Below are 12,238 nucleotides of genomic sequence, written 5' to 3' on the forward strand. Positions count from 1 at the left end.
GGGGTCAGAACAAGCCGGAGATGACCCCGTCGTCGTCCACGTCGATGGACAGTGCGGCGGGTTTCTTCGGCAGGCCCGGCATGGTCATGATGTCGCCGCAGATGGCGACGATGAAGCCCGCTCCTGCGGACAGGCGCACGTCGCGGACCGTGACGGTGTGGCCGGTTGGTGCGCCCAGCTGGGCGGCGTCGGTGCTGAATGAGTATTGGGTTTTTGCGATGCACACCGGCAGGTTTCCGTAGCCGTCGGCGGTGAACATGTCGAGTTTGCGTTTGACCTTCGCGGGCACGTCAATGCCGTCGGCACCGTAGATCCGTGTGGCGATTGCTTCGATTTTGTTCTCCAGCGGCTGGTCGAGTTCGTAGGCGAACTTCGGCTGCGGCTGGGTGCTCTCAGCAGCTTCGATGACAGCTTGGGCGAGATCGATCGCACCGGCTCCACCTTTGGCCCAGTGGTCGGCAATGGCGACCGTGGTGGCACCGTCGAGTTCTGTTTTCAGCGTTTCGAGTTCAGCGTCGGTGTCGCTTGGGAAGCGGTTGACGGCGACGACGGTGGGGATGCCGTAGACCTCGCGCAGGTTGTCCAGGTGTTTGCGCAGGTTGGGAAGTCCCGCTGTGAGAGCGTCGATGTTTTCGGTTTCGAGGTCGTTTTTGGCCACTCCCCCGTGGTATTTGAGTGCACGAACGGTGGCGACGACGACTGCCGCGCTGGGGAAGATTCCTGCGGTTCGGCATTTGATGTCGAGGAACTTTTCGGCCCCGAGGTCTGCGCCGAAGCCTGCTTCTGTGATGGCGTACTTGCCGTGGGTCAGGGCTGCGGTGGTGGCGAGCACGCTGTTGCACCCGTGGGCGATGTTGGCGAAGGGGCCGCCGTGGACGAACGCCGGGGTGTGTTCGATGGAGTGCACCAGGTTGGGTGAGAGTGCTTCGGCCAGGAGGGCCGCCATGGAGCCCTGCACGCCGAGGTCGGCGACTGTGACGGGTTCTTTGTCGAAAGTGCGGGCTACGACGATGCGGCCCAAGCGGTCTTTGAGGTCTTTAATGGAGGTCGCCAGGCAGAAGACGGCCATGACTTCGCTGGCTACAACGATGTCGAAGGCGTCTTCGCGGGGCATGCCGCCGGTGAAGCCGCCCAGGCCGATGGCGATTTGGCGCAGGGCGCGGTCGTTGAGGTCGACAACGCGACGGATCTCGACGCGTCGCGGGTCGATGCCGAGTTCGTTGCCGTGCTGCAGGTGGTTGTCGAGTACGGCTGCAGCGAGGTTGTTGGCAAGTGCGATGGCGTTGAAGTCGCCGGTGAAGTGCAGGTTGATGTCTTCCATGGGCAGCACTTGTGCGTATCCGCCGCCGGCGGCACCGCCTTTCATGCCGAAGACAGGGCCCAGGGATGGTTCGCGCAGGGCAAGCACGGCTGGGTGTTTGCCGGCTGGGATGTCCCAGTTTTCCTGCTGTGCCAGTTGGTTGATGCCGTCGGCTAGGCCGATGCTCGTGGTGGTTTTGCCTTCGCCCGCAGGTGTTGGGCTCATGGCGGTGACGAGGATGAGCTTGCCCTGTTCGGCGCCGTTACCGCGCCGAACAACATCAGGTGCGGGCACTTTCGCTTTGTAATGGCCGAACGGAATGATGTCGTCAGCGCCGAGTCCCACCGACTGGGCAATCGAGTCGATGCGCTCAATCTGAACTTTGCGTGCGATCTCCTGGTCAACAGTCATGAGACCAGTGTCTCACTGAAGGCGGCCGTTTAGCTTGTCGAATCCCAAGAAGGGAGGCACTGACGCCATGTCAATGCCTCCCTTTAACAGCTGTACGAGCAGCTAAGACTCAGTGGTCTTGTTGCTGAACCAACCGGACGATCTCATCAGCAATTCGTTCTGCGGAATGACCGTCTTCGTGGGGCAGATAGTTTGCGACAAACTCGTCGTACTTGTCTTTGTATTCGTCCAGCCCCTCCGTGATAGCCATATTCAATGCGTCGCCTAGTTCTGCAGTAGTGCGCACAATCGGGCCAGGCACGGTTGATTCGTAGTCCAGGTACATTCCACGGCTGTTCTCAAGGTAGTCCTCGAGGTCAGGAGCGAAGAAGACCATTGGCCGGCGAGTGGCGGCAAAGTCGAACATGATGGACGAATAGTCAGCGATCAGCACGTCGGTAGCCGCAAGCAGTGTTTGCGCGTCGGGGAACTCGGTTACATCGATGACGAACTCGTCTCCGACCAGCTCCATGGCCTTGACGTTTGAATGTGCCCGAATTCCCAGGCGAACATTGCTCGGAAGAGCCTGCTTTAAACGCTCAAAGTCAATGCCGATGTCCAGGTGATAGCCGACACCGGCTTTCTGCGACGCATCACGGAATGTCGGCGCGTAGAGGACGAAAATCTCGTCATTGCGTAGCCCGAGGTTGGCTCGGGTTTTTGCACGTGCTTCGCGGTGCTGTTCGGGGTTAGCAAGCACATCCACTCGTGGATAGCCGTCAACAATAGTGCGCGCCGCTGACGAGAATGCGGAGTCGAACTTCTCAGCGGCAAAGTCAGACTGTGCCAGCAGAATGTCCCAATACTGGGTTTCGCGCTGCACTTTAGCGCGGTACTCCGGCGAAAGGCCGGCGCTGTGCACGTCAGCCCCGATCATTTTCAGCGGGGTACCGTGCCACGTCTGCACGTACAGCTGTCCAGGCTGCTTACGGAAATAGCTTGGGAACTCGCAGTTATTGACGATAATTTGGCTGGTGAACAGAGCCTCGATGTACTTTGCGGAGTGAGTGATTACCGTTTCGGTACCTTCAGGGCTTGCGAAGCTGTCTTGCGCGTTCGACCAATAGAACTTCCAATCTGGCAGACGCTTGCGAAGTTCGAAGTAAAGAGGCTCCGGAATATCCCCCGCGCGTTTTCCGAAAAAGGACTCAAACAGAATGGCCTTGTCCAGTGGCTTGTCAACATGAGCGCGAACAGCGCCCTCGATCACTCGAGCCCGATTGTATGTCCCCTTCTCAGCAAACTTCACCGGCGGCACGAGCCGCAGCCAAAGGGAACGAGTCTTCGCAGTACGGGTGGCAATAGCAGCGGGGACAGCTTCATCAAACACCTCAGGCAACGATTTTGCCGCCTCCTCAGAAAGGCGAACCCATTTTCTTGCTGTGGCACCCGTATGACTGTTCACGCCTTCGATTACGAAGTTGTAGCCGCCGGCAGGCAAAGGCACTGTGTTGCCGAACCAGTCTTCCGTGGTCAAGTCAACCCTCGCAGCAAATCCACCGTCAGTCCATTCAACATCGGTATCTGCAACCGTCTTGCCATCGCGCCGCAAAGCCAAGCTGGTGGGCTTCCACTCGGCAGGCAGTTCAAACCGGCCGTTGAAAGTCATTCGCGTATGACCGCCCTCAGAAACAATGGCATAAGAATCAGCCGTAACAAACCACGGATTTTCGTGGATCTTGAGGTTGCCGGCCACTGTGACTCCAACAAAGAGAGAGCCCTCATCGCGAAGATTCTGGAGCTCGTTGAAACCACAATGAGGCTTCAGGGGGGTTTGTTTTTTACCATTGACAGCTCGCAGAGTCCAGGTGCTGTCGGCGTTCTTTTCAGCCAAAGATCCACCGAGGGCAGGTAGGACAAACTCAAACCTGCGGCTGCCATCAGTCGAGCTCTGACCAGAGACCATAAAGTCCTGCGACGATCGCCGATTATGGATCCGCAATTTGTCGAAGCCGGAAACGTTCGCGCCGCGTATTGTGACAGCAAATCGACGTTCGGCAAGTTTCTCGATATCAGCCGGCACCTTAGCCCTCTTGGCGTTGAACCAGAGGTTACCGTCAGATGAGGGCTCAAGAACCCAACGTCGGCCATCTTCCACTTTCGAGAATCCAGGGTCCGCAGCCGCTGCTGTTTGGTTGAGAGCACCGGCACGATGGTCGATGTCAATGCCGTTGACCGAGACTCTCGCAATAAGCCGCCAGCCCTCTGTGACGTCAAGGTCTTCTGTGTTGATCCGGACTGTGTAGGCAGCATTTTGTGCTGAAACGAGCTGCGACTTGAATCGATTCAACAAGCGCGGTTCAAAACGTTCCGCATCGAGTTCGATTTCCTGGTCGCCGTTTCTGTTGATCAACAACATTCTGGGCGTAGCTTCACGGCCGTCAATCAAGTGGTCGCAATATGCGTGTCCGGCGATCTCAACAAGCGACCCTGTGAGCCATTCGACCCGATCAACGGCGCAGTTGAGTGACACTGAATCTGGCGCTACCTCAAGTATGTCTTGCGGAAGTGGGCCGAAGCGGTTTTCGAAGTCTGCCCCGTCAACCACAAAACCAGCGCCATTTGACTTGAGTTTGAGTCCGGTCCCATGTTCACTGCGCCAGAGCATCGCCGCAAATGACTCACTGCGCCCTTTATGGACAGCAAGCCACATGGGCAACCTAACCCAAAACGGAAGGTCATTCCATAGGTCTTCTCCGCTCAGAGTGACAATTTTCTTCAAACCGCCGCTGAAAACGTCCCAGTACTCTTGGCTGGTTCTTTGCGCAACATCCAGGTACTGGATCAGGTCACCGGTCAAGACCTTTTTGAACCAACCGTGCCTCGCAGCTTCTGAGCCTTCGTTGAATACGTGTTGAGTGCCGGCCTCCAGTACTGCAAGCCGGTCTGTAAGGTCGTCAAGGTTCTCTTTACCTTGGGTAATGGACGATCCGTCATCACGAAGCAGCCAGTAATAGACCGGGTGTCGAAGGACGTCGAACGATCGTGCCCGCAAGTACGCTTTCGCCATAGGCTCCTGGTCTTCGTAGCGAATGCCGACAGGAAATTCTCCGACAGCCCTCCGGAAGAAATCCATGGAAAAGATCTTGTTGCAAGCCATAGCGTCTTCAAAGACCTCTGGAAAGTCGTCGATGGTGATGCCGAGCCGATCTTCCGAATGGAACTTCTTGGTCCACGCAGAGAGCCAGACCTTTGTCCCTTTCTGCCGGTAGACTCCACCGCTGACCATGTCGGAGCCAGTACGAAGAATCGTGCGCATCATGACTTGGTAGGCATCACGGGGAATGTGATCATCGGAATCGACAAACGTCAGGTAGTCGCCGGTCACATATTCGAGACCCGTGTTTCGCGCAGCACCGAGTCCACCATTGACCTTGCTGATCACTTTGACGCGGTTGTCCCAACGCGCATATCGCCGGGCAATGGCTGCCGAGTTATCAGGACTTCCATCATCAACAACGATGATTTCCAAGTTCCGGTAAGTCTGCTGAATCAGGCTGTTCAGGCATTTTGCGATATAAGGCTCAACGTTGTAGACCGGCACAATGACCGACAACTTGGGTTTGCCAGACTGAGAACCGGTCAGAAGTGTCACGACCCGCTGCCGCAGAGCTGGGTGAACGCCGTCACGGACTCTGCGCCGCGTTTCTGCTGGCATGCGCTTCACTGCGCGGCCCAGCATTTTTCGAACTGCCTGTTTCATTGAACCCTTCTGTCCATTGAATATTCACGCTGTGTTCAATCGAACTGACCCTCTATCCTATCCCGTCACCCTCTCCCAGAACCGGCGTCCAGCTTGGCGAGTTGTAGTTTCTGCGACCTGGATAAAGAACGCACAGCCGCCAGTCTTCCTCGCGGCCATTACAATGTCTTCGACTTGTTGTATCCCAGGAGGGCTAGTGCGCCAGTTTGTTCGCGACACCATTCTCACAGTCCTGCGATCCCGCGCGTGGAAAGCCACGAGCCAGCGGATCCGCGGTACTCGAGACTTCACACTGACAGCCCGGGAGTACGAAAACAGCGCGGCTCCTGGCGCCAAGGCGCTTGTCTACTTTGGCGACACTCACTCGAAGCTCTACCAGCTCGACCAGTGGCTGCCGGTTCTGGAGGAGCTCAACAAAACAGTTCCCACCGCGGTACTCCTCCGCCGCCCTTCTGCAATTACCGAAACAGCGGAGGCCACTACCCTGCCAATCGTGTTCCGTCAGAGCTTTGACGACATGATGACGTATGTGGAAGAACACCAGCCGAAGCTGATCCTCTATGTCAACAACGGTCAATCAAACTTTCAGCTCCTGAGTTACGCGCCCGCGGTACACGTTCACATCAACCACGGTGAATCCGACAAGCTGTCCATGGTCTCAAACCAAGCAAAGGCCTATGACGCCGTGTTCACAGCAGGCCCCGCCGCACTGCGCAGACACCAGCGGGCACTTGTCGATTTCGACGAATCCAAACTGATCGAAGTTGGCAGGCCCCAGCTTGACCTCGACTACGAACCTGAACTTCCCACAAGCGACAAACGCACTGTCATGTATGCGCCAACGTGGGAAGGCGAGAACGACAACAACAACTACACATCGATCGACTGCTTCGGCCCCGCTATCGCTGCCGCTGCTCTCGCAACGCCGAACACACGTCTCATCTATAAACCGCACCCTCGTGTGGCTGATTCACAGGACGAGGGAATGCGGGCCGGTCACGCCATGATTCTTGAGCTGATCGAGAAAGCTAACGCTGAGGGTGGCGAGCACCTTGTTCTGACCGAGGGCAACATCCTGGCCATGTTCGACGATGTTGACCTCATGATCACCGATATTTCCAGTGTCGGTTTGGACTTCCTCTACCTCAAAGCAGACAGTCCGCTGCTGCTGACGGACCGCCGTACAAACCGCGCCAAGCTTGTCGACGAATCCCCAATCGCTTCCAGCGTGCCGATCATCGACGACTCAACGGTCAATGACATCCAGACGATGATCGAAGCAGAGCTGACAAGCGGCGGCAATACAGAAGCCCGCACCGAAGCGCGAGCTCTGTACTTCGGAAACCACGAGGTCGGCGAGTCCAAGCAGGCGTTCATATCAACCGTTGAACGCCTTATTGCCGAACGCGAAGCGAAGCACATCAACCGCAACTACATGGTGTCAGCGGCCGAAGCCAAAGACGGCAACCCCTGATCGAAAAATACACGAGCTATCGCTGCCTACCCCCACCAAACCAGGCGAGAGTCACCTTCCGGTCAGATCAACCGCAGAGGTCAATAGCCCATTCGGCCAAGTCATTTGCGTCCTAGAGTTCGCTGCAGTTTACGGCTGGCCCGCTTCAGCAACGGATTCTTGGATTTATAGACACGGCGCATCGCCTCATCGACGTAAACAGAAACCGGATCGAGATCTTGCGCGGCCGCTGAGCCGAACGCCTTATCAGCCGGTGAAGGGTCCGCACTCATCTTTCTAGATACCCGCTCCCAGTGCGGATCCTCGCTGAGTGCGCGTTTAAACAATTTACTGAGACGTGTATTAGATTCCATGACCTCATCACGACTCGCCTTACCAAACTTCGGGAAAAGCATTTTGTTGTACAGCTGGATCAGCAGCGTGCGCTTGTGCAAAATATCTGCAGGACGGCCAGGTTCCAGAAGAAGGTCAGTCTCGGTGTAATGAATTGGCGCACAGATCTCCCGGTCCATCTGGACGTAGTCAATTTTTTCAGCAAGTGGCCACAGAATGTCGTAGCCGATACCTGCCCATTTCTGCTTGAGATCGCCGTCCAGCACACGGTCCGCACCTTCCAGCCATTTTTGAATCAAGGGGTGGCCAGGAACCGACGCGACCAACCCAATACTCGGCTGGTTCGGCTGCCAACCGTAGAACAAGGCTCCAGACTTTTCGATGAGGTCCGTAATCATGCTTAATGGGCGAAACACAATTGTGTCTACGTCCATCCACATGCCGCCGTTCTGAGCTAAAACCGCTGCGCGAATATAATCAGCCTTGTGGGCAACTTCGGGAATATCTGAGAAGTCAGAACGCAAACCGGAAACGTAGTCATTCACGTTTTCAGGGTTCAACTCAACTAGGTCCCAATCGCCTTTGTGCTTGAGGATTGTATCCTTGCACAGGCTGATGTAGCCGGGCATCTGGCTAGAATATTTGTTCTCCCAGTAGATCCAGATAGTTTTGTTCACGAAACACTGACCCCTTTTTAGCGGCTGTTGCAATCGTCAGTGCAACAAATCCTTGACCCTGCGAGACAAAGTTCAGCACTGAACCTTAGCTCGGACAGATTTACTATTTTTCGACAAAGCTTAGCACTGCTCAAATAATCGGCGGGCGACCCTTAAAACTCATTCGCAGGACGCCGCGCTTGCTGAGTTTGGTTTCGTCTTCTTCGCCATCCCACGGGTTGTCGCGCCAACCGTCAGCCCAGCCTTTGAACCACGGTTTGAGCTGTTCAGGTTTACGCGCCCACCTGAGCACCTGGACGCCTGTCCAGGAACCCACATAGGCCCAGCTGAATGGCCACGGCAGATTTCTGCGGGCCAACCACACGCGGTTGCGGGCGTTCATGTAGAAGTACTCGTCGTGGCGCTTCGGGTCAATCACGGGGTGGGCCACTGCAAGATCACCCATGTACCACACGTCATAGCCGGCATCCCATACGCGCCAGGCCAGTTCAATGCCTTCGTGGGCATACCAGAACGAACCCGGCCAGCCACCACATTCATCAAAGGCCTTGCGCTGCATGCCGATGGCGCCCTCCCACACGGAGAACACGTTCGACGAATGGCTTGCAGATTTCTTACGCAAACGCGGAATCCACCGCTTAGGCGCATTCGGGTTGTCCGGATCAACCACACGGGGCTGAACCAGACCAACACTGGGATTTTCACGCATGTACTGCGCCATCCGCCACAGCGTGTCCTCATCCGGCAGCCAGGCATCGTCATCGAGGAAGAACAGGAACTCGCCCTTAACCAGGGGCACACCAGCATTGCGTCCGGCAGGAATTCCCACGTTTTCGGGCAGCATGTGGGTTTTGACTTCCTCCGGCAGTCCCACAGGGTCCCAGCCATTGCCCACGCACACAACGTCGAGGTTGACGTTCCGCTGGGACAGCAGCGAATCAATGCCCCGTTTGAGGTCATCCATGCGCTTGCCCATGGTGAGGATGACAACGCCGTAGTCAAAAACTTCCATCAGCCGAGCCTCCTGGAGAACCAGATCGACACAAAGTGCCCCACGACCGACAGCGCGGCAAGCGGCACCATCACCAGGATCATCCACCGTTCACCGGCAAGTTCCGGACCGCCGAAGGCAACCACGATGAGTGACACCACGCTTGCAACAACAGCCAGCATTGACATTTCAACCGAATGCCAGATGCGGTGGAACGGCACAAAACGAGCAAGCTGCTTCACCCGGGCAAGACCGCCATGTGTCACAGCAGTTGCCGCAGCGGAGTCTTCTAGCTTGTCCAGGCCGTTGAAGGCACGGCTCATGTGCACCAAACTGTTGAGCGCCTTGTTCAACAGCACGAGCGAGGACACCACTCCCCCAGCAACCAGGTAGGGGTAGGCGAACCCTGGATCGGACTTCAGCAGTCCCAGGTCACTCACTGCCCGCACGCCCAACATGAAGGCGACGAATCCCTCTGTTGTGTAGTGGCCAACCGCGTCAAGGAAAACACCTTTTGCACTGCGGGTGCCCCGCCAGCGTGCGACCTCACCATCACAGCAGTCGAAGTACAGCTGCAGCTGCGAAAAGAACAGTGCGAGGAGTGCACCCCATACGCCGGGGATCAGCAGAGCGAAGCCGATTGCCCAGCCGGAGAGGATCATCAGACCCGTCACGCCGTTGGCAGTGATAGGCGTGCGCACCAGCAGCGCTGTCAGGTAGATGGAGATGTGCCGCAGGTACAGCTCTGCTGTCCAGTGCTCAGCGTTTTTGCGCGCGCGCACTTCCGGCGGCTGGGCAACAGCTCGCAGCTGTGCCAGCGTCGGATTCTTAGGCCGGGAAGAGTGTGCTTCGCTCATATCTCAAGACTTCGCGCCACTCCAGCAGAAGTGCTGGAGTTTACTGGCCGAGGTCTCCCTTGATCTTGGTGGTGGAGATCTCCGGGGTGCGCGGGAGGTAGACGACGTCGCACAGGTCCTTGAGGTCGTCGAACCTGCCTTCCCAGTCGTCACCCATGACAAAGGTGTCGATGTGGTACTTCTCGATGTCGGTCCGCTTCTGTTCCCACGTGTTTTCGGGAATCACGAGGTCGACGTAGCGGATAGCTTCGAGCATGTTCTTGCGGTCGTCCCACGAAAAGTACGACTTCTTGCCCTTGCCGGCGTTGAATTCGTCGGTCGACAGCGCAACGACCAGGTAGTCGCCCTGTGCTTTGCAGCGCTGCAGCAGTCGGATGTGGCCGTAGTGCAGCAAGTCAAAGGTGCCGTAGGTGATGACACGGCGCATGAAAAAGCCCCTTGCTTAACTTGGAGTTAACTTGCAGATCATATAAACGATACCCCACGGCCCACTTGAAGTCCCGTCTGACTGCCTGTTAAGCGGGTGCCGTTCACCACAGCCGGGGAGCTGCTGCCTCAGGCTCTACGCGGCAAAGAAGAACTAAAATAGATGGCTATGAAAGCGTCACTGTCACGGCTTCTGCGCCGCATCATCCCCAACTCAAGCGGTCCCCGCCCCCAGCAAGTCCTTCCAGCGGGGAACTACTACACCGTGCTGTGGCGCATCCCCGAAACATTCGGCGGGCTGACTTCCGTTGCTCTCGAACGGTCCTCAGCTTTCGCTCGCCAGGACAACCGCCCCATCGAGATCCTCACGTTCTCACCGAACAACAGCGGCAAGGAGCGCGAACAGGAACTCAAAGCCGAAGGCCGACTGGATGACCGTGTTTCCATCCGGAACATCTGGGAAGACCTCGGCACATGGTCTGACGATGAGCTTGCCCGCATGAAAGGCACTGCAGAACCTAACCTCGGCGCCCTCAAAGATGCACTCCCCCACACCTCGGGAAACACACGCGAACAGCGCACAGACGATGCCGGTACGGTCCTCCAGACCGACTACTACAGCACGCAGGGCCACCTGCGCATCATCGACCGTCATGACGCCACAGAACGCGGCACCACAGGCGGCCGCCTGCTGACGCTCCTAGACTCCCGCGGAAGGATTGTCGCACAGTGGCGCTCCGGCGGCGCATTCTACAAAGCGTGGCTCAACGCAGTATTCGGCAACGAGCCAGGTTACGTCATTGTCGATTCGGGCTATGCAAGTTCAATCTTCCGCACCTACCGGAAGAAGAACGTTGTGTTCTGCCACGTGCTGCACAGCAACTTCCTCAAGAACGAAAGCGTAGACCCGCGCGAACTCAACCGCGGCAGGTTCGACATCTTTCATAATGCCGATCGTTTTGATCGGGTCATCGCACTGACCCACGCCCAACAGCAGGACATGCTCGCGCTGAACCTGTCTTCGGGCAACCTCACGGTCATACCCAACGTGGTTCGCGACCTCCACGGCGATGCGGAAGCACCCCGTGATAAGGCTCACGGAATCATGCTTGCAAGGCTGACCCCGGGCAAGAGGATCGATCACGCTATTCGCGCTGTGGCAGCGGCACGCTCCAGCGCACCCGGACTGCACATGGACGTCTACGGCGATGGCGATATGCACGCCGAACTCACCCAGCAAATCAACGCCAACAACGCAGGTGAGCACATCACCCTACGTGGCTACGCAAGCGATGCAAAAGATCACTTCCGTAAAGCATCATTCAGCCTCCTGACAAGCAAGCAGGAGGGCCAAGGTCTGGTGCTGCTGGAAAGCATGTCGGCTGGCTGCATCCCGATTGCCTACGACATCAAGTACGGCCCAGCCGACATCATCACCGACGGAGTCGATGGCTTCCTCATCCCCGACGGCGATGTTGAAGCACTCACCCAGGCAATCATCCGCGTGGCCACCATGGACGATGCCGAGCTCACCCAGATGCGCCGCAACGCCCTGAAACGAGCTGCCGACTTCTACGAAACCGCCGTCGTCAACAAGTGGGCGACCATGTTCCGCGAATGCTCTTTCGAACCGTTCCAACGCTCACAGGCCACCGCAGCGCTGACCTCGCTGACTGTGACAGACACGGGGCTGGAACTCGAAGCCACCGTCCACGACCACCCTTGGAAGCAGACGTCCCACACCTACGTGTCGTGGCGGCTGGCCGGCAAAACCTATTACGGCCGCACACCTGCCGAATTCGACGGAACCACCTTCCGCGCTGAGATCCCTCTGTCCGAACTGGAACTGCTGTCCGCAGGCACCCTGGAATTGTCAGCGGACTTCGTTGAAGGCCGCTCTTTCCACCGCACCCGTATCCTCGCAGACGAAACCCCCGCGGCAGCTGGCTCCTTCTTCACCCCGGTACTGACCGACAAAGGCCAGTTGAACCTGCAGATAGAAGCTGACTGACACCTCGCGAGGTGGA

The 12,238-nt window shown here is 57.3% G+C and carries 8 protein-coding genes; 2 read left to right on the forward strand and 6 right to left on the reverse strand.

Features of this window, described 5'->3' with window-relative positions:
- Positions 1-4 precede the first annotated feature (4 nt).
- Both HMPREF3172_RS04455 and HMPREF3172_RS04460 read right to left on the reverse strand, forming a co-directional pair.
- The gene (locus tag HMPREF3172_RS04455; RefSeq protein WP_070515743.1) at positions 5-1,711 is read right to left on the reverse strand and encodes a formate--tetrahydrofolate ligase; all 1,707 of its coding nucleotides are present in this window, start codon (positions 1,709-1,711) and stop codon (positions 5-7) included.
- 109 nt (positions 1,712-1,820) lie between these two features.
- Entirely contained in the window at positions 1,821-5,453 is a 3,633-nt protein-coding gene (locus HMPREF3172_RS04460; RefSeq protein WP_070515746.1) for a bifunctional glycosyltransferase/CDP-glycerol:glycerophosphate glycerophosphotransferase, read from the reverse strand.
- A gap of 196 nt (positions 5,454-5,649) precedes the next feature.
- On the opposite strand from HMPREF3172_RS04460, the gene HMPREF3172_RS04465 reads away from it, so the two are divergent.
- Complete coding sequence (locus tag HMPREF3172_RS04465) at positions 5,650-6,927, forward strand: CDP-glycerol glycerophosphotransferase family protein (RefSeq protein ID WP_256173193.1); 1,278 nt, start codon at positions 5,650-5,652, stop codon at positions 6,925-6,927.
- Between the two features lie 101 nt (positions 6,928-7,028).
- Here the strand turns inward: HMPREF3172_RS04465 and HMPREF3172_RS04470 are convergent, their stop codons facing one another.
- The 4 genes from HMPREF3172_RS04470 to tagD all read right to left on the reverse strand — a co-directional run bounded on the left by HMPREF3172_RS04470 (position 7,029) and on the right by tagD (position 10,212).
- Positions 7,029-7,937: a glycosyltransferase family 32 protein gene (locus HMPREF3172_RS04470; RefSeq protein WP_062020460.1), complete on the reverse strand. Its 909-nt coding sequence runs from the start codon at positions 7,935-7,937 to the stop codon at positions 7,029-7,031.
- Positions 7,938-8,067: 130 nt separating this feature from the next.
- A complete protein-coding gene (locus HMPREF3172_RS04475; protein WP_070515749.1) occupies positions 8,068-8,949 on the reverse strand; it encodes a glycosyltransferase family 2 protein in 882 nt (293 codons plus the stop codon).
- On the reverse strand, positions 8,949-9,785 hold the full coding sequence (locus HMPREF3172_RS04480; RefSeq protein WP_070515751.1) for a CDP-alcohol phosphatidyltransferase family protein: 837 nt from the start codon (positions 9,783-9,785) through the stop codon (positions 8,949-8,951). The genes HMPREF3172_RS04475 and HMPREF3172_RS04480 overlap by 1 nt, the downstream gene beginning before the upstream one ends.
- Before the next feature lie 40 nt (positions 9,786-9,825).
- Positions 9,826-10,212: a glycerol-3-phosphate cytidylyltransferase gene (gene tagD, locus HMPREF3172_RS04485; protein ID WP_070515753.1), complete on the reverse strand. Its 387-nt coding sequence runs from the start codon at positions 10,210-10,212 to the stop codon at positions 9,826-9,828.
- Positions 10,213-10,380: 168 nt separating this feature from the next.
- Here tagD and HMPREF3172_RS04490 point away from each other — a divergent pair, with 168 nt between their 5' ends.
- The gene (locus HMPREF3172_RS04490; RefSeq protein WP_070515754.1) at positions 10,381-12,222 is read left to right on the forward strand and encodes a glycosyltransferase; all 1,842 of its coding nucleotides are present in this window, start codon (positions 10,381-10,383) and stop codon (positions 12,220-12,222) included.
- The last annotated feature ends 16 nt before the right edge of the window (positions 12,223-12,238 follow it).

Origin of the sequence: Brevibacterium sp. HMSC08F02, assembly GCF_001807555.1 — a bacterium.
GTDB lineage: Bacteria > Actinomycetota > Actinomycetes > Actinomycetales > Brevibacteriaceae > Brevibacterium > Brevibacterium ravenspurgense.